This is a genomic window from Maribacter spongiicola, assembly GCF_052119685.1.
Classification (GTDB): domain Bacteria; phylum Bacteroidota; class Bacteroidia; order Flavobacteriales; family Flavobacteriaceae; genus Maribacter; species Maribacter spongiicola_A.
The window spans coordinates 1-19,008 of record NZ_JBGQOO010000011.1; the positions used below are offsets into that span (position 1 = coordinate 1).

The window sequence follows — 19,008 nt, forward strand, 5'->3', positions numbered from 1 at the left end:
GCAAGTTCGTCTGTGTCAATTCCAAGTGCAGCAACGTCCAAAGTCAAAGGGTCTGCTGTTGTACCTGTTCCTGAAAGTTCTAGAGTTGCATCCGTTGCAGCTGTAACCTCGTTACCGATAATTCCATCAATTTCTGTAACTGTTGCAGTAATATCTGCTTCTTGAATATATACCCATTCAGTTCCGTCCCATTGAAGAAGTTGCCCGGCTGCCGTTCCATCTGCCATTTTAGGTAATGTTACTGCACCTGCCGCAAGTTCGTCTGTGTCAATTCCAAGTGCAGCAACGTCCAAAGTCAAAGGGTCTGCTGTTGTACCTGTTCCTGAAAGTTCTAGAGTTGCATCCGTTGCAGCTGTAACTTCATTACCGATAATTCCATCAATTTCTGTTATTCCTGCAAGTTCATCTATAGCAGCTTGCGTAGTGGTTGCTGTCAGACCTGAAGCAGTGCCATCGTATGGTACTTCGCTAGCATCTTGTTCATCAGTGTCTACCAACCCACTTCCTGCTAATTCATCAATAGCAGCCTGTGTTGTAGTGGCTGTCAAACCAGACACGGTAGGATCGTAAGGTACTTCACTAGCGTCTTGATTGTCAGTTCCACCACCGCCACCAGGAGGAAAATTTGCCCATTCGACATCTCCGGCAATTGTAGTGATCAACACTTGATCTTCGGTTAACACTCCAAGTGCAGGCTCAATTTTTAAGGGTGAAATTGCCGCTTCTTCTATGGTGAGTTCCCCAAGATCATTCATTGTAGCGTCACCAGAGATAAAACCCTGTACTGCAACATTGGCATTGTTACCTATTAAAATGTTTCCTTGGTTTAGGTCAATAACATCTGAAGCATTAATAATATAAGGGTCACCATTAGATCCGTCACCTGTTATAGTAATATTATCTCCATTTTGTAAGATAGTTTCAGTACCATCTGCTACAGCTCCATCTGCTGCATTTATAATATAAGGTGTTGCTGTAGTACCGTTACCTGTAACAGTAATATTATTTCCTTCAGTAACTATAGTTTCGGAACCATTTGGTACAATTGCATCTGCAGCATTAATAACATAAGGTGTTGCTGTAGTACCATTACCTGTAACAGTAATATTATTTCCTTCAGTGACTATAGTTTCAGATCCATTTGGTATGATAGCATCAGCAGCATTTATTATATATGGTGAAGCTGTTGTTCCATCACCAGTAACTGTAATATTGTTGCCTTGGTTCACTTTTGTTTCCGAACCATTTATTTGAGGTAGCGTAATAGATCCACCATTAGTTAAGCTAATCTCGTTGCCTGCAGGGTTAATGCTCAAAGTCTGTAAATACGTAGAAAGATCTATATCTACTTCGTCATTTTCTAAACTTAGAATGTTGTTCACTAAGCTCAGTTGCTGATCATCAGAACCTATCAATGCTCCTAGACTTATGGTAGAAACTCCCGCTGTGGTAGATCTAGATATGGTTAATGTAGTATCTAATTTGCTGAATGTTAAATCGAAAAGGTCATTAGAATCTTCCCATTGTACGATTCCGTTTTCATCGGTAGTCAATACTTGTCCCGGTATAAAATTGGCAATATCCGAAGGTGCAATGCTACCATCTCTAATTTCTTCAGATCCGACCGCGTTTTGTCTTATTTCACTAGAACCGACAGATTCGGCTGCAAGTTTATCTTGGGTAATCGAATTATCTTGAATATCATCTGGCCCGATACCGCCATCAACAATGTTATCACCTAAAATACTGTTTTTGGCAACCTCTAAATTATAACCACCAGCAGATTCTGTTATCTCGATAGTGCTTCTGCCGTTAAATATGGGGTCGTTGGTAATTTCAAAATTTACAGCATCGCACAAATTCACCCATTGGGTACCATCGTAATAATTGATACACTCGGTATCGGTGTTATAAACCATACCACCACGTCGCGGCGTAATAGCTTCCATCTCTAAGGTAGTTACACGAGTAATGACCAACACTTTAGAAGTGCTTTCAAGCTCTAAAACCGATGAAGCATCAATATTTTGGGGGTTGTCACCTATTTTTATTTGTCCGAATACGGTAGGTATCGTTACTATGGTAAAAAAAATAAAGAATATTATTGCTTTCATACTTAGTGTCTTAAGACGAGAAAATAGTGATGAACAAAAATAGAATTATCTTCTTAATACCCTTTATTTATAAGTTGAAATAATAGGGTAATGGGTTAAAGAACATCAATCTTCGTTGAAAAGGTTCAATTTCGGTGGCGAATTTAGGTAATCGTCAAACGTACTTATGATTGCGGTAGATTAAGAAATTAACAAAAGTTTATTGATGGGTTTTTTTTTATAAAGATTACAAATCTTTTCTTTATCTTTTAAATGCCCTAACATTGGGTGTTATCAGTTTAAAAAACACTAAATGACCAAAAAATTACTTTTTTTACTCGTATTATTTACAACAGTATCAGGCTTTTCACAAGACGATACCAGACAACCATTAAGTGGGTCTGTAATTTACATGAACATTGGTGTGCCGAATGAAAATGTCGTCAATGCAACTTCTGAAAGGGCTACAATTACTAATAATCAAGGTTTATTTCGAATCAATGTAAAAGTGGGTGATCAACTTGTTTTTTCAGCCGTTAACTATAATATCAAAGTCGTTACGGTAACCGAAGAAATTTTAGCTAATAATCGTTTGGTGGTGGAAGTTAACGAAAAAGTGACAGAGCTAGACGAGGTGGTAATTACCCCAGAACAGCAAGAGCGTTTTTTAGCCGTTAAGAACCAAGAGTTTAAAGAATTCGAATACGAAATTGACCGTGGTACCAAGGTAGATAATATCGCCATGACAGATGCTGAGAAGGGTATGCAAGACGGTCTAAATTTTGTAAACATATTTAGGGCCATTTTCAAATCGCAAAACGAAAATGTAGAAGAAGGTCCGAAATTAAAATTGAGCGAAGTGCTACGTCAGGTTTACGATGATTCTTTCTTCGTGGTAGATTTAAATATACCTCAAGATAAAATTAATGAGTTTTTGTTTTACTGTGATGACAAAATGCCTGTTCAATCGTTACTGAAAAAGGAAAATGAATTTCAGTTGATCGATGCTTTGGTCAATAACAGTAAATCGTTTCTTAAAGGTTTAGATGAGAGGTAATCTCCTTTTATTTTTATTTTTTTTTAGTGTTTTTTCATTTGCGCAAACAGGTGAGTATACTAAACTTGAAGGTAGGGTATATAGCGATGATGGTGATGTTGCCGCTACCCATGTGCTCAATTTAACCTCGAACAGAGCTTCTATTACAGACGAAAACGGGTATTTTTCAATTCCCGTTCGGCTGTTAGATACCCTTGAGTTTTCTGCAATACAGTACAAAAAGAAAATTATAGTGGTCACCATGGCAATTTATGAGAGTAAGCTGATATCTGTAGGTTTAGAAGAAGCTTTGACCGAATTAGATGAAGTTACGGTAACGCCCTATAATCTTAGTGGTAATTTGCTCAGAGACCTACCGACCTTAGATTTAGATCCAGTAGTAACCGCATCTACCTTGGGGCTGCCCAATGCATATGTAAAAATACCGACCAAGGCAGAGCGAGAACTACAAGCCGCAACCGCAAACCCCATTATGAGTATGGACGCTTTGTTGAACGGAATTTCTGGTCGTACCAAAATGCTAAAGAATCGGGTAGAGCGAAATAAACTTTATAGTAGAACAGAGCGTGTAAGAGACTTTTATGCCGATAGTGTTTATGTTAAACAGCTATCGATTCCGCTAGATAAAATAGACGATTTTTTATATTACTGTGAGGTCGACCCACGATTTCAAGAAGTCGTAGATACCCATAGCGAATTAGATATTTGGGAGTATTTACGAAAGAAAAGCCTGTTGTTTAGAGAATATAATGCTTTAGATTAAGCTGATTATCTTTGGCATATGGTTTGTATACAAGATATTAAAAGGTACCAGATGAAACTAATTAGAACTGCAGTATTGTTTATGCTACTGCCACTTTTTGCTTTTACGGGCGCGCATAAATTTTACATAAGTGTCACCAATGTAGATTACTCAGAAAAAGATGAATCGGTACAAATAATTACCCGCGTATTTATTGATGATATGAATGCGGTATTAAAAGAGCGATACGGCATCATTACCAATTTGGGTACAAAAAAAGAATCGACGCTAGACAAAGAATATCTTGAAAAATACCTACGCGCCAAATTCTTGGTCGAAATAAACGGAGCAACTGCGAAGTATGATTTTATACGGCATAAGTACGATACCGATATGGTTATTTGTTATTTAGAAGTGCCTAATGTTCCCCTTAAAACCTTAAAGCAAATTGGTATCGTAAACGAAATATTGACCGATATCTATGATGATCAGCAGAATGTGGTACATATGAAGGTAAATGGGAAGAAAAAGAGCCACGTACTTATAAAATCACATATTAAAGGAATGTTAAATTTGTAACATATATTAAGATATCCCTATAAAAACTTTAAATTTCCCGCACTAAATAACTAAAAAATGATAAGAGTAAAGTACGCATTTGCGTCAATTTTATTCCTTTTTGCCGCCGTAACTTTTGCACAAGAGGCGATTACGATAGAAAAGGAACCTGGGCATACCAACCAGAGTAAGTTCAAACAATTATATGAAGAGTTCGCTACACCGAACACGTACCGATCGGCATCAGGTGCTCCCGGACCTGATTATTACCAGCAGCAGGCAGATTATGTAATGGATATTCGTTTAGATGATAAGGATGCTAAAATATTCGGAACAGAAACAATCATCTATACTAATAATTCGCCAGATGATTTAGAGTATTTATGGTTGCAGTTAGATCAAAACATTAGAACAAAAGATTCTAAAGCTTTGTTGAAAAACGGAAGCGGAGTTTCTCTTGGAGATACACCAGAAAAGTTTATCGGTACTTATATGACAGATTCTTTTGATGGTGGTTTTAATATCGATTACGTAAAAGATGGATCTGGTAAAGCATTACCATTCACCGTTAATTTTACAATGATGCGAGTAGATTTACCTGCACCGCTTAAAAGTGGAGAAAAATATTCTTTTGACATTAAGTGGAACTACAACATACCTGATCATACGGTAAACAGAGCTAGATCTGGGTACGAGTTTTTTGAGGAAGATGGAAACAGAGCATATGTAATCGCTCAGTTTTTTCCAAGAATGGCAGTATATAATGATGTAGAAGGATGGCAGAACCACCAGTTTTGGGGTAATGGCGAATTCGCACTTCCATTTGGTAATTATGAAGTAAATATTACGGTACCTGCAGATCATATTTTAGATGGTACAGGTCTTCTTCAAAATAGAAAAGAAGTATTTACAAAAGAAATGATGAACCGTTACGAGCTAGCAAAAAAGTCATATGACAAGCCTGTAATTATAGTAACGCAAGCAGAAGCAGAAGCTGCAGAAAAAGGATTCTCTGATAAAACAAAAACATGGAAGCTGAAGGCAGAAAATGTTCGTGACTTCGGCTTTGCAACTTCTAGAAAATTCATTTGGGACATGCAAGCCGTTAAGTTAGGTAGCAGAGATATCATGGCGGTATCGATGTACCCAAAAGAAGGTAACCCATTATGGGAAGAGTATTCAACAAAAGCAGTGGCGCATACGTTAAAGTCGTACTCGTCGCATACTTTTGATTACCCTTACCCTAAAGCAATATCTGTACATGCCAAAAATCAAGGTATGGAGTACCCAATGATTTGCTGGAACTACGGTAGACCAAATAAAGATGGTACATATTCTGATAGAACTAAATATGGTATGATCAGTGTAATTATTCACGAAGTAGGTCATAACTTTTTTCCAATGATCGTAAACTCAGACGAACGTCAATGGGGATGGATGGATGAAGGTTTAGATACTTTTATGCAATATATGGCCGAGCAAGAATTCGGTGAAGCTTTCCCAGCTGCAATTGCGCCAAATGATAAATACCCATCTAGAAGAGGTGATCCTGCGAAAATCGTACCTTACATGAGCGGAGATCAAAGTACGATTTCTCCGATTATGTCTAATCCTGAGAATGTATTTCAACTTGGTCCGAATGCATATGGCAAGCCGGCAACAGCTTTAAATATATTGAGAGAAACTGTTATGGGGCGTGAGTTATTCGACCATGCTTTTAAAACGTATTCGCACCGTTGGAAGTTTAAGCACCCAACACCAGAAGATTTCTTTAGAACAATGGAAGATGCTTCTGCTGTAGATTTAGATTGGTATTGGAGAGGTTGGTTCTATACAACCGACTATGTTGATCTGGCTGTTAAGGATATTAAAAAATATTACGTAAGCGATACGCCGAATAAAAAAATGAAAGCGTATTTGGCTGAGCGTGGAATTCCAGAATCGAATTTAAATCCAATGGTATTTTTAGAGGAATATGACGATACCGATATTGTGGCTCCTGAATTAAAGGATAATTTACCATCTGAATCTTCTAAAACTTTAAAAGAGTTTATGATGGATAATATGACTGCGGCAGAAAGAGCAGCGATAAAAGAACCAAAGTATTTTTACGAAATAACATATAATAGTCCGGGTGGCTTACCTATGCCATTGATCGTTGAGTATACGTATGCAGACGGTTCGGTTAAGAATGTAACCTATCCTCCAGAAATTTGGAGAAAGAATAGCAAAGAGGTAAGTATGGTGATATCATCTGTTACAGAGCTAACTGGGGTTAACATAGATCCTAAAATGGAAACGGCAGATATTGATACCACAAACAATAGCTGGCCCAAGAAAGAGCAAGAGAGCGATTTCGACAAAATGAAGGAAGGAATTAAAGGAGAATAATTAACAAAATATTTATTACAAAAAGCCTCGTATAACTACGGGGCTTTTTTAATTTTGGATACTAAACTTGTTTATATTTGTAGTATGATTGCTATGTATTCATTATTTATAAGTGGCGCAGAGATTTTCTTCATTATGTTTATCGTAGTGATGGTATTCGGTGCCGACAAAATTCCTGGTATTGCCAAGGGGTTGGGTAAAGGTATGCGTCAACTGAAAGATGCTACCGAAGATATTAAACAAGAAATTCAGAAGAGTGCCGACAAGCAGGGTATTGATACTAGTTTCGTAAAAGATATCAAGAAAGATATTGATGATATGAAAAAAGATATTAGCTCTGGCTTAGGTAATGACGTTAAAAAGCAAATTAGCGATGTTAGCAAGAATATCAATGATGTAACGGGCAGTATCAAGAGAAAGTAATCTATTATGTTAGATAAGATTTTACAATGGGATCGAGATGCCTTTGTCTATCTTAACAGTCTTGGTATTGAGCAATACGATATTTTTTGGTCTACGGTCACCAAATTTCCACCTTGGCTTCCCTTATTTGCATTTATTATAATTCTATTCTTTGTAAAGTTTCCGAAGCGAGAAGCTATAACTATGATTTTGACTTTATTGGTCATGGTCTTATTTGTGGCTACAGTAACAGATTTGACCAAAAATGTAGTGGCCCGGTTACGGCCAAACAATGACGAAGAAATAAATACGTTGATTCGAATATTAAGAAGTCCGTCAGGTTTCAGTTTTTTCTCAGGTCACGCTTCATCTTCCTTTTCTGTCATTACCATAACAGTACTTTTTTTAAGACGAGAATTTAAATGGGTGTACCTATTTTATATTTGGCCTCTATTATTTGCGATGAGTAGAGTATATGTAGGTGTACATTTTCCGATTGATTTAATGGTGGGCGCGTTGGTAGGTATACTTTCCGCTTGGCTATTTTATAGATTATACGGTTTGCTTATTTCACCCTACTTAATGTCAGACCATCGCGAATAGGTAGTAATACGGTTTCTAAAAGTGGATGCTCGCTTAGTTTTTTGTTATAGTCTAACAACACCTTCGTAGTAACATCTTTAGGGTCTAAAGGCTCTACCACTTTACCAGACCATAATACATTATCAGAAAGTATAACAGACCCAGACTTGGTTTTTGGTAAAACAGCTTCTAAGTATTTATCGTACTGTTTTTTTTCTGCATCAATAAAAATAAGGTCGAAAGTAATATCCATTTTGGGGATAATATCTAGTGCGTTGCCCACATGCTGAATAATTTGAGATCCATAATCACTTCGGTCAAAAAAAGAACGCTGAATTTGTTCTAGTTCTGCATTGACATCTATGGTGTGTAATTGTCCGTTTTTCGATAACCCTTCCGCAAGGCATAAAGCAGAATACCCAGTGTAGGTGCCAATTTCAAGAATATTGGTCGGGTATATTAATTTAGAAAGCAAGCTCAAAACACGCCCCTGAAAATGCCCTGTAAGCATACGTGGTTGTATGACCTTTAAGTGCGTTTCGCGCGTAAGCTCCTGTAATAATTTAGGTTCAGCCTGTGAATTATCGGCTAAATAGCTTTCTAAAAGAGGTGATAAAAAATGCATGTGTTTCTTTTTGCAAAAATAGGGTTTTAAGCCTTAATTTAATGGACTGAAAAGAGTAGAGCAATGAATAATGAAATTACGATTAGAGAAGCGGTAAAAAGTGATATACCTGTTTTGTTGCAACATGAGCAAGAAGTGGTGAAAGCAGAGCGCCCGATGGATCCAACAATTAGAGATAGAGGAGTAAAATATTACGATTTAGATGCTTTGATGGAAAACCCAAGAGCGACAGTTATGGTTGCATGTGATGGCGATAAAATTGTGGCTACCGGTTATGCGTTAGAAAAACCGGCAAGAACCTACTTGGATCATGAGACTTTTGCTTACTTAGGTTTTATGTACACCGATCCCGAATATAGAGGTAAAGGTATAAATGGTAAAATTGTAAGTGCCTTGCAAGATTGGTCTACAAACGCAGGTTTAACTGAAATTCGATTGCATGTATATACTGAGAACGAGCCTGCCATAAGAGCTTATGAGAAAAAAGGATTTAAAAGGCATATGATAGAAATGCGTTTAAGAACAGAATCGTAGTGCCCATTTATTCAATAGAGCTTATAAAATTATAGGCTTATGATTACTTTTATACAAAATTAGCTATGGAATTTAAAAATACGTTGGCGTTTGCACAATCGTTAGATGCAAAAGACAACTTAAAAACATACAGAGATGAGTTTCTTTTCCCGAAAATCAACGGGAAAGAAGTTATCTATTTTACCGGAAACTCTTTAGGGCTACAGCCAAAACGAACCAAGTCTTTTGTAGATGAGGTGATGAAAGACTGGGCAGAATTAGCCGTAGAAGGGCATTTTTATGCAGAGAAACCGTGGTGGGACTATCATGAGCGTTTAGCAGCACCATTAGCAAAAGTGGTAGGCGCATTACCAGAAGAAGTATCGGTGATGAATACCTTGACCGTAAACCTTCACTTATTGATGGTTTCTTTCTATAACCCGACCAAAAAGAGATTTAAGATCCTGTGCGAAGAAAAAGCATTCCCCAGTGATCAATATATGTTTCAAAGTCAAGTAAGGTTTCATGGTTTAGATCCAGAAGAAACCATTGTTGAGATTAAGAAGCGTGATGGCGAACATCATTGGAGAACAGAAGATATACTTGAGAAAATTAATGAATTAGGTGATGAGCTAGCATTAGTTTTAATAGGCGGAGTAAATTATTACAACGGTCAGGTGATGGATATGGAAACCATTACAAAAGCCGGAAAAGCTGTAGGTGCCAATGTAGGTTGGGATCTAGCGCATGCTGTTGGTAATGTAGAATTGAAGCTACATGATTGGGATGCAGATTTTGCATCGTGGTGTAGTTATAAGTACATGAACAGCGGACCAGGAAACGCATCGGGGATTTTCGTGAATAAAAAACACTTGAACAAAAAAGATATTCAACGGTTTGAAGGATGGTGGGGAACGAAGAAAGAAACTCGTTTTCTTATGAAGCCAGAATTTGAGCCAATGGAAAATGCAGATGCTTGGCAAATAAGTAATGCACCTATATTATCTGTGGCACCTTATTTGGCATCGCTTACGATGTTCGAGGAAGTGGGAATGCAAAAGTTGATTGAAAAGAGAAAATTAATCGTTTCGTATTTGGAGTATATTTTACACGAAATAGATAAAGAAGTAGATAGTTCTTTTGAAATTATCACTCCTGAAGATAGAGGTTGTCAGCTATCTGTTTTCTTACACGGACAAGGAAAATCACTGTTTAATTATTTAATGGAAAATGGCGTAGTAACCGACTGGCGCGAACCAAACGTAATTCGTTTGGCACCGGCACCTTTTTATTCAACCTACGAAGATATGTACCGTTTCGGTCAAATTCTAAAAGCAGGAGTTTTAGCAAATTAAAATTTCATAGAATATAGATTATAGATTTTTTTAATATTTAACGGACAACGGACAACGGACAACGGACAACGGACAACGGACAACGGACAACGGATAAAAAGTGAAGTCATTACGATTAATTTTAGGGAATGCGAGATACTTCGGTCCCTCGTGGGTTTTCGCAAGTATTAATATTCTATTTGGTACATGGGCAATCTATATACCTGCGGTAAAAGATGCTTTAGAAATCAGTAAATCTGAATTAGGGATTGCTATTTTCTTTTTGGCTTTGGGTGTGTTTACTGTTTTTCCTTTTGCTTCTGGTATTGTCAATAAGGTAGGTGTAGGTAAAACCACTTTTTATGGTGTGTTATTAAGCTGCGCAGCTGCAATGTTACCGTTACTAGCTCCGAATTATTATGTATTAATGGCAGCCTTATTTCTCTTTGGGGCAGCAAATGGAATAACCGATATTTCGATGAATACCTTGGTGACGGAGATTGAGAAAAAAGATAAAGTGAAATTTATGGCAGCTTCACATGGCTTTTTTAGTCTTGGCGGAGTATTGGCAGGTATGGGTAGCTTTTTAATTGGTCCGTTATCAAATCCCGTATTACACATGACTATTGCAGTGGTACTGGTTTTGTTGGTCAATTTAAAATTTAGGAACTATTATTTTACCGAAGTAGCCGAAGAAATCGAAAATGAGCCATTTAGTTTTGGTTTGCTAAAACCATTATTGTTATTAGGACTTATTTCTTTTATGGCAATGGGGAGTGAAGGCGCCATTGTAGATTGGAGCGGATTGTACTTAAAAGAAATTGCACTGGCACCAGAAGCCCTTTGGGGATTAGGATTTTTAGGGTTTCAAATTACCATGACCTTGGGTCGCTTTTTAGGTGATGGAATCAGCGATAAAATTGGTTCGGTTAAAATAGTAGCACTAGGCGCTATTCTCGCAATACTGGGTTATTTTTTAGTTCTTACCGGAAATATCAATTTAAGCATCATAGGTTTTGCCCTGAACGGATTAGGATTTTCAGTAATGGTGCCCGAAGTATTTAGAATAGGAGGGAATGTAAAAGGAATAGATTCTTCTAAAGGAATTGCATTCATTGCAGGAGCAGGATATGCTGGCTTTTTATGTGCCCCACCAATTCTAGGGTTTTTAGCAGAGCATTACAGTTTAAGTAGAAGCTTTGTGGTACTGCTTGTATGCGCCTTCTTAATTCTATTATTTACACTTTTATTAAAAAGAAAAAAGGCGTAGCACTTTTGAATTCTTAGTTTTTAATATTACTCCGGATTTTAAATTCGCTGTTGGGATCTTGAACTTTCTCAATAAAATCTACCATCTCATCTGTTAACAGTAATTGGTTTTGTGCATTCCAGTAACTCTGGTCGTAAGGGTATTTTATTTTAAATAGATCTTTTGAGGTGCTTACATTTTTCTTGACGTCAAAATCACCTTCGTTGTCAGATGTGGTTAGAATAAAAGAAACATCGTAGTATGAAGTATAAGAATTATCCTTGTCGGTTTGCTCAACTCTTACATCATACTTGGCAGAGGTTATATAGTATTTGTTAGTTTTAGATGATTTAGAAAGTAATATTTCTTTGTCGAATGAAATTGTTCTGTACTTAGTTTTTGCATTTTCAGAAAAAGGTTTGTTTTCTAACGCTACTTGCATTTTAAAATGTTCCATAGCATTGTTTTCAGTATTAATGGTGTAATGACCAGAAAAATTCTCATTTTCAATTGAAGGTTTTGACTGAAAGTTTAGATTAACTTTTTTACCGTTATCAAAAGTTGCTTCACTTAAATCAAAATCATCACCTGTAGCATTCAATGGAATTAAATCCATAAACAATCCATAAAACGATTGGAAAATAAAATACACTTCATTTTCATCAAGTACTAACCCCACTTTACGCATATTGGTTAACTCTACTTTGAAATCCTTTTTGTCTGGATCAATCTCTTTTGTGTATAGAAGTGTTCTTCTTTCTAACTTTCCTTGTATGTCTTGTATTCTTGTAATTTCTCCGTTATAACGCAATACACCTCTCAATAAAAATTGCTCTTTATATGGATAGATGGGGTAATTAGATTCTAAAGAATCTCCTACTTTTTGCCATAAAGTTTTTTCATTTGTAACCGTAACTTCATTTAATTCTAATACACTTTTATTAAGATAGATGGTATCCTTTACTTTTTGAGAAGTGGTTATTAGTTTATCATAACCAACGCTGTAAACTATAATAGAATCTGAGCTTGAAGAGAACTGAAACCTTCCGTCGGCATTGGTCATGGTATGGTCTTTACTATTATAAATACCAACAAATTCCAATGGAGAATTGTCTGCGCTATCCAATACAATAGCATTAGTGCTGTATTGGGCGTAGCTAAAAAAAGAAAAAAGGAGTAGTGTGAAAAGTGAGCGTTTCATTAACTGGTTAGTTGTTTGTGAGCGATATCAAACTCCGTACCGAATTATTTCACCTCAACACCTGTAAAGAAAAGAGAGAAATCAGCATCTGGTCTTTTGTGCATCGTGCTAATATTCAATCCGTTTACCATTTTATAGTCTTCCCAACTGGTAGTCATATTAGGTTCAGACTGATTTTCTTTTCGGTACACCCATTCTTTGATGATAAAATCATCACCAAAATAATAATCGTAAGCATCACCGGGTGTGTAACCACCATCATTTGAATATACCGTGGTCAATTTATGCATGGTAGATTTGCTGATTGGGGCTTCTACACCTTCGGTATGTTTGTAGGTAAAACTTTTTTGATCCCATACCAATTGGTAAGGTGCTAGTAGCCAAAATTTATCATTTACGAATCCGCCATCGGTTGCGATCATGGTGCTATCTACTGATTTTCTGTTATAGGTAATGGTGTCTTGTCTTGTCATCATGGTTACATTGTTAGAACCGGTTTCCCATAACCAGGTACGTTCAAAATGTTCATCTTCACGATCTACATTAAAAGTGAATTTTATACTTTCAACATCTTTCCAGTTTTTAAAACCATTGGCATTTGCGATTTTTTCAAGAACTGTCAATTCCGTATCTTCGGCAACAGCAATCGTAGGCTTTTTTTGGTCGGTTTTACATGCTGTAAAAACACTTGATATAAGAACGGAAAGAATAATTAATTTTTTCATTTTCAGCAGATTTTCAAGTAAATATATCAATTACAGTATCTTTAACCTACTTTTATTTTTTGTAAACCATCTATCAAAGTGACATTTCTTAAAAAGCTATGTTTTATTATTATTGGAAACCAATTCAATGAAAAAACGGTTTCTAGTGGTAAAAACAAAGAATTTACCGATTTAGAGTTAGTAGAACGCATTGTTTCTAACAATGACTCTATGCTCTTTGGTGTGCTCTACGATAGGTACTCGAAATTAGTTTACAATAAGTGCTTGGGGTTCGCGAAATCGAATAAAGAGGCAGAAGACTTGACCCAAGATATATTTCTAATGTTATATGTTAAGCTTGGTTCTTTTAAAGGAAATTCAAAATTCTCTACTTGGCTTTATTCATTTACGTATAATTTCTGTGTCAATTATGTCAACAGAAATAAGGAACGAAAAATTAATGATAATTCGGTTAAATTTGATGTGCAGGAAGATGTGCCTGTAGAGGTAACCGATGATTTGTTATTGCAAATGCAAGTCAATAAACTTAAAAAAGCATTAGAACTTATTGCTCCAGAAGATAAAACTATACTGTTGTTGAAATATCAAGATGGAGCATCGATAAAAGAATTGGAAGATATTTTAGAGCTTAAAGCAAGCGCTATTAAAATGAGACTAAAGAGGGCAAAAGCCAAGGTTACTGAAATGTACAAAACCCTAAACTGATGTTAGAACAGAACCAAAATCCATTTAAGAATTTAGACGGGGACCTAAAAGACGTTCCGCCAGAACTACGTAAAAAAGTTATGGACGACGTTGCTACGGCTAAATTGATTATGGAATTATCTGGACTGTTTACGGGTAGTTTTGCCTCAATAATAGAGGGAATGTTGCAGACGAAATCTAAAAATAAATAAAAATAAAGTAGAACAAGTTATATGGACACAGTTGATAAGTGGAAAGACCTCACCTTCGAATCTTTAAGTAATATATTCAAGGATATTGCTTCTGCATTACCAGGAATTTTCGGAGCATTCATCGTTATTATTTTCGGTTGGATTATCATTAAGGTAGTTACCTTTATTTTAAGACGCATATTTAAAGCCATCAAATTAGATAAGGCTTCTGAAAAAATCAATGAAGCAAAACTGTTCGGTGATTCTGATATCAAAATAGATTTACCTAAAATAATTATCACTTTTATAAAAGTTTTATTGTGGCTGGTATTTATTATTGTTGCTTCAGATATTATGGGCCTAACCATCATATCTACTGAAATTGCCAACCTTTTACGTTATTTGCCGGTATTACTTTCAGCGATGGTTATTTTTATGTTAGGGCTCTTTTTAGCTAAAACAATCAAAGAAACAATTATTAAAGTATTTGGGTCAATTGGTCTTGGTGGAGGTAAACTGTTAGGTAACGTTTTATTTTATCTTATTATCATATTTGTAAGTATTACGGCGTTGAACCAGGCAGGTATAGATACCCAGATTATCACTAATAATTTCACTATAGTACTTGGTGCGTTCTTACTGGCCATTTCATTGGCATTAGGTTTAGGTTCTAGAGAAATTGTAGGTGACCTTTTAAGAACATTCTACTCAAGAAAAATTTATGAAGTAGGGGATAAGGTTAAAATAGGAGATTTACAGGGTACGGTAATCGGTATCGATAATATTTCGATGATCTTGAAAACAAAAAACGGTAAGGTAGTAATCCCTATTAAAAAGGTAGTAGAGAAAACAGTTACAGTAGAAGAACAATCCTAATCGAAAATTAACGTTTTTGATGTAATAGAAACAGATTTGGTAATAATTCAAAATGTTATTGCTACGTATGTTTATGAATTAATTCATTAATTTTGTTAGAGATAAATAAACTTAAAATATGAGTGCTAAAAAAGGAAAAATTCAGGAAGCCATAGATGAGAAAATGTTGGAGGAAAGAAAAGTCTTTCTTTGGGGTATGGTTGATGACGATTCTGCTAAACATGTAATTGACAGGTTGTTATATCTAGATATGCAGAACAATAAAGAGATTCAACTTTATATTAATAGTCCGGGTGGTTATGTTACTTCTGGTTTTGCAATGTATGATACCATAAAAGCATTAAAGAGTCCGGTTTCAACTATATGTACAGGTTTGGCGGCATCAATGGGTTCTATCTTATTATCAGTTGGTAAAAAGGGAAGAAGATTTATTCAGCCACATGCTCAGGTAATGATCCACCAGCCAAGTGGTGGTGCAAGAGGTCAAGCTTCTAATATTGAAATACAAGCAAGAGAAATTATTAAGACCAAGGAGTTAAGTGCGCATATATTGGCAGATAACTGTGGTCAAGATTTCGAAAAAGTTTTAAGAGATTTCGATAGAGATTATTGGATGAATGCAGAAGAGTCTATTAAATATGGTATCGTTGACGGTATTATGGAATAGATAATAACATCTATAAAAATTAAAAAGTCCTTTACCAGAATGGTAAAGGACTTTTTTTATGGTTGGTAGTTAATTATTTAGATGCGATAATACCTTTTTTAATCTGCATAATCGGGAATTCTGTTCTTCTGTTCAATTCTAGATCATCGGGTGTACAATCTTCTTTGCTGGTACATTTGTTAATAGGCATACGCTTACCATACCCTTTGTAAGAAACGATTCTATCAACTGATACTCCGTTTTCAATAAGATACTCATAAGTCGATTTCGCCCTTCTTTCAGAAAGGTCATCGTTGTATTCGTGACTACCTACAGGATCAGTATGCGCTTCTAGCTTAATAATCATATCTGGGTAGGTGTTATTCATTACACGAACTACTTTATCTAATTCTTTAGCGGCATCTGGTCTAATATCACTTTTATTAAAATCAAAATATATTTTATTTAATCCCGCTAATAATTTTAAATCCATAACAGGTTCAAGAACAATATCTTGTCGCATTATTTTTTGAGCCTTTGGTGTTGATGCTGTATTGAAATAAACATTTTTATGAGGGTGCGTTTTTCTAACCGCCTCTATCATATAATTTGTTTTTCTATTAACAGGAAATCTGTAGTACCCATTTTCATTTGTGGTCGTCTGTGCAACTAAAGTATTCGTTACTTGATCGTATAGAGTAACTTTAACACTGTCTAACATTTGGTTGTTTATACCATCGACAACATAACCTTCAACATCTAATGCCGGGGTAAATTTAAATTTGTAGATATCATCGCTACCAACACCACCTTCTCTGTTAGAACTCACGTAACCATCTAGTCCGTTTGGCAAACCGTAGTATGCAAAATCATCACTAGAACTATTAATGGGCGTACCTAAATTAATGATATCAATAATTTCATCATCTTCATTAGAAATAGTTGAGAAAACGTCTAATTGTCCAAACCCAACATGACCATCAGAGCTAAAGAAAAGCTTACCTTCTTCGTTGATGAAGGGGAACATTTCGTTTCCTTCAGTGTTTACAATAGGTCCGGCATTAATAGGTTCCTGTACACCACCACGCTCATGAATTTCAGCATAGTAAATATCGGTACCGCCGTAACCACCAGGCCTATCCGATGCAAAATAAATGCGTGTTCTAGCAAGGTTTACTGATGGATGCCCAGAGGAATAATAGTCACTATTAAACCTAAGGTTGCTATTCTCTTCCCATTTATTATCGACAAGCTTGGCTGTATATATTTTTAAATTAATTTCATTTGATGCGCCATAACCTTCTTTTTTGTCATAAAAGTTGTTACGGGTAAAGTACATGATAGTATCATTCTTATAATCTGTAGAAAAGGCTACAGAGCTTTCATGAAATTTTGTATTGATGTTTCCTTTTACTCTTCTAGGTTCAGACATCGGGTTATCTTCTTGAACGCTAAAAAGATCTAACCAAGGTTCATCGTTCCACCCATAACTTTCACCTGTAACGACATCTCTTCTAGAAGAACTGAAGTACAAGTTTCCCATAAATCTATAAACACCAAAATCACTGTCAGTAGAATTGAAGGCGACAGGTTCCACTTCGTAACGTTGTCTACTGTTGAATACTACTGAAGCTAGGTTGCCATCTTGTAAGAATCGCTTAACGCGAGAATCGTTCTTATTATATTTTTTATACTTTTTTAACCAAACTTCAGACTCCTCCATATCGCCATTGGCGTATAAAGCCATGGCATATTTAAAATAGTAATCTGTTGGTAGGGTAGCATTGTTTATAACAGCGCTAAAATGAGGAATAGATTTTTTATAGTCACGTATTAATAAATAACATTCTGCTAATTGCTGATGTGCATAATCAGCGTTGAAATCTGTCTCTACCATTCGTTCATACTCAGGTATTGCTAAAGAGTATGAGAATTTACTGAAATAATAATCTGCTTTTTTTTGTGATGCAATTTGTGCTATTGAAAATTGACCTACTAACAATAGTAGCATCAATAGCACAAGATTTTTATAATTTTTCATCTTATCGAATTTAAATTATTAGAAATATCTAGGAGATTTAATAGGGCCTAATACCTTTTTGGTAAGTTCATAAATCAATATAATTTCATGCGTACCACCAGTGTAAGGTCTTACTGCTGAGGTAGGTAAATCGTAAGCATAACCAACTCTAAAATCTCTAGATACTTGGTAATCCATCATTGCACCAAAGTTTGATGCATCGTTAACTCGATACGAAGTACCGATCCAAAACTTTTCGTTGAACAAAAAGTTTACAGTAAAGTCGTATGTTGCTGGCGCACCATTCGTAAATTTTGTGATAACGGTCGGTTTAAATTTAGTGGTTTCAGATAAGTCAAACACCATACCACCAATAGCATAGTAACTATTACGCTCTATAGCTTCAAATTCCCCATCATTCAAATCTGTATTTAATATTCTAGGAGAAGAAATACCTGCATACCATCTATTGGAACCAATGTAAAAACCTGCACCAAAATTTGGGTTTATATTATTGAAATTAGCATTGAAAAACTGATCGTTAGGATCAGGGTTTTCTAAGTTGTAACTAGTAAAACCGCCTTTTAGACCAAAACGCATTTTTACTTGTTGGCTAACAGGAACGGTATATGAGAAATCTCCGTAGAAGTAGTTGGTACTTTCAAAACCCAGCTTATCATTAATATAAGAAACACCGATACCGATCTTCTCATTTTTTAAAGGAGAGTGAATAGATAGGGTACTAGTTCTAGGGTTACCTTCTAAACCAGCCCATTGGTTTCTATGCAAAATTGTTGCGTTCAATGTTTCTCTACTGCCCGCATACGCTGGGTTAACAGAAATAGTGTTATACATATATTGCGTAAACTGAGGTAGCTGCTGTGCGCTTACAAAGGCACCTGTTAAAAGTAGCATGGCTAAAAGAAGATTAGCTTTTTTCATGGTTTTGTTTGGGTTTAGCTTTTTAGGCTATATGTTAATGTATAAGTAGGTTATCTTATTATTTACAAATTTAATGGCTCTTCTGAAAGATTAAGATTATAACGGCTGAGATCCCATATTATTCGTTCTGAAACAGCATTTTCGTTCAATTGTTATTTTATTCGGATGAACTAATTT

At 35.8% G+C, this 19,008-nt stretch carries 19 protein-coding genes; 13 read left to right on the forward strand and 6 right to left on the reverse strand.

What is annotated here, in order from left to right; translation table 11 throughout:
- A partial coding sequence (locus ACEN2N_RS14640) for a beta strand repeat-containing protein (protein WP_441825023.1) occupies window positions 1–2,114 on the reverse strand: 2,114 nt, incomplete at its 3' end.
- Between the two features lie 292 nt (window positions 2,115–2,406).
- Here ACEN2N_RS14640 and ACEN2N_RS14645 point away from each other — a divergent pair.
- From ACEN2N_RS14645 to ACEN2N_RS14670, 6 genes are all read left to right on the forward strand, one after another.
- Complete coding sequence (locus ACEN2N_RS14645) at window positions 2,407–3,150, forward strand: hypothetical protein (protein WP_441825024.1); 744 nt, start codon at window positions 2,407–2,409, stop codon at window positions 3,148–3,150.
- Window positions 3,140–3,913, forward strand: coding sequence for a hypothetical protein (locus ACEN2N_RS14650; RefSeq protein ID WP_441825025.1), 774 nt, complete (start codon window positions 3,140–3,142; stop codon window positions 3,911–3,913). The genes ACEN2N_RS14645 and ACEN2N_RS14650 overlap by 11 nt, the downstream gene beginning before the upstream one ends.
- Window positions 3,914–3,964: 51 nt before the next feature.
- Window positions 3,965–4,471: a DUF6702 family protein gene (locus ACEN2N_RS14655; protein ID WP_441825026.1), complete on the forward strand. Its 507-nt coding sequence runs from the start codon at window positions 3,965–3,967 to the stop codon at window positions 4,469–4,471.
- A 57-nt stretch (window positions 4,472–4,528) separates the two neighbouring features.
- Complete coding sequence (locus tag ACEN2N_RS14660) at window positions 4,529–6,841, forward strand: M1 family metallopeptidase (protein ID WP_441825027.1); 2,313 nt, start codon at window positions 4,529–4,531, stop codon at window positions 6,839–6,841.
- A gap of 93 nt (window positions 6,842–6,934) precedes the next feature.
- Window positions 6,935–7,264, forward strand: a complete 330-nt coding sequence (locus ACEN2N_RS14665) for a Sec-independent protein translocase subunit TatA/TatB (protein ID WP_424001977.1) — start codon at window positions 6,935–6,937, stop codon at window positions 7,262–7,264.
- Window positions 7,265–7,270: 6 nt separating this feature from the next.
- Window positions 7,271–7,846, forward strand: a complete 576-nt coding sequence (locus tag ACEN2N_RS14670) for a phosphatase PAP2 family protein (RefSeq protein WP_441825028.1) — start codon at window positions 7,271–7,273, stop codon at window positions 7,844–7,846.
- Here the strand turns inward: ACEN2N_RS14670 and ACEN2N_RS14675 are convergent.
- Window positions 7,809–8,450 (reverse strand): O-methyltransferase, encoded by a 642-nt coding sequence (locus tag ACEN2N_RS14675; RefSeq protein ID WP_441825029.1) that lies wholly within the window; start codon window positions 8,448–8,450, stop codon window positions 7,809–7,811. The two genes, ACEN2N_RS14670 and ACEN2N_RS14675, sit on opposite strands and share 38 nt — an antisense overlap.
- Window positions 8,451–8,513: 63 nt before the next feature.
- On the opposite strand from ACEN2N_RS14675, the gene ACEN2N_RS14680 reads away from it, so the two are divergent.
- From ACEN2N_RS14680 to ACEN2N_RS14690, 3 genes are all read left to right on the forward strand, one after another.
- A complete protein-coding gene (locus tag ACEN2N_RS14680; RefSeq protein ID WP_441825030.1) occupies window positions 8,514–8,984 on the forward strand; it encodes a GNAT family N-acetyltransferase in 471 nt (156 codons plus the stop codon).
- Window positions 8,985–9,049: 65 nt separating this feature from the next.
- The gene (kynU, locus tag ACEN2N_RS14685; RefSeq protein WP_441825031.1) at window positions 9,050–10,318 is read left to right on the forward strand and encodes a kynureninase; all 1,269 of its coding nucleotides are present in this window, start codon (window positions 9,050–9,052) and stop codon (window positions 10,316–10,318) included.
- Window positions 10,319–10,418: 100 nt separating this feature from the next.
- A complete protein-coding gene (locus ACEN2N_RS14690) occupies window positions 10,419–11,567 on the forward strand; it encodes an MFS transporter (protein WP_441825032.1) in 1,149 nt (382 codons plus the stop codon).
- Between the two features lie 13 nt (window positions 11,568–11,580).
- On the opposite strand, the gene ACEN2N_RS14695 is transcribed toward ACEN2N_RS14690, so the two are convergent.
- Window positions 11,581–12,747, reverse strand: a complete 1,167-nt coding sequence (locus tag ACEN2N_RS14695) for a hypothetical protein (RefSeq protein ID WP_441825033.1) — start codon at window positions 12,745–12,747, stop codon at window positions 11,581–11,583.
- Between the two features lie 44 nt (window positions 12,748–12,791).
- The gene (locus ACEN2N_RS14700; RefSeq protein WP_441825034.1) at window positions 12,792–13,472 is read right to left on the reverse strand and encodes a hypothetical protein; all 681 of its coding nucleotides are present in this window, start codon (window positions 13,470–13,472) and stop codon (window positions 12,792–12,794) included.
- A gap of 78 nt (window positions 13,473–13,550) precedes the next feature.
- Between ACEN2N_RS14700 and ACEN2N_RS14705 the strand changes: the two genes are divergently transcribed.
- From ACEN2N_RS14705 to ACEN2N_RS14720, 4 genes are all read left to right on the forward strand, one after another.
- Window positions 13,551–14,177 (forward strand): RNA polymerase sigma factor, encoded by a 627-nt coding sequence (locus ACEN2N_RS14705; protein WP_441825035.1) that lies wholly within the window; start codon window positions 13,551–13,553, stop codon window positions 14,175–14,177.
- Window positions 14,177–14,368, forward strand: coding sequence for a hypothetical protein (locus ACEN2N_RS14710; protein ID WP_441825036.1), 192 nt, complete (start codon window positions 14,177–14,179; stop codon window positions 14,366–14,368). The genes ACEN2N_RS14705 and ACEN2N_RS14710 overlap by 1 nt, the downstream gene beginning before the upstream one ends.
- A 21-nt stretch (window positions 14,369–14,389) precedes the next feature.
- Window positions 14,390–15,223, forward strand: coding sequence for a mechanosensitive ion channel family protein (locus tag ACEN2N_RS14715; protein ID WP_441825037.1), 834 nt, complete (start codon window positions 14,390–14,392; stop codon window positions 15,221–15,223).
- 118 nt (window positions 15,224–15,341) lie between these two features.
- Window positions 15,342–15,890, forward strand: a complete 549-nt coding sequence (locus ACEN2N_RS14720; protein ID WP_441825038.1) for a ClpP family protease — start codon at window positions 15,342–15,344, stop codon at window positions 15,888–15,890.
- A gap of 73 nt (window positions 15,891–15,963) precedes the next feature.
- Here ACEN2N_RS14720 and ACEN2N_RS14725 read toward each other — a convergent pair whose 3' ends face one another.
- Both ACEN2N_RS14725 and ACEN2N_RS14730 read right to left on the reverse strand, forming a co-directional pair.
- The gene (locus ACEN2N_RS14725; protein WP_441825039.1) at window positions 15,964–17,910 is read right to left on the reverse strand and encodes an OmpA family protein; all 1,947 of its coding nucleotides are present in this window, start codon (window positions 17,908–17,910) and stop codon (window positions 15,964–15,966) included.
- Between the two features lie 18 nt (window positions 17,911–17,928).
- Window positions 17,929–18,831, reverse strand: coding sequence for a PorP/SprF family type IX secretion system membrane protein (locus ACEN2N_RS14730; RefSeq protein ID WP_441825040.1), 903 nt, complete (start codon window positions 18,829–18,831; stop codon window positions 17,929–17,931).
- Between the last annotated feature and the right edge of the window lie 177 nt (window positions 18,832–19,008).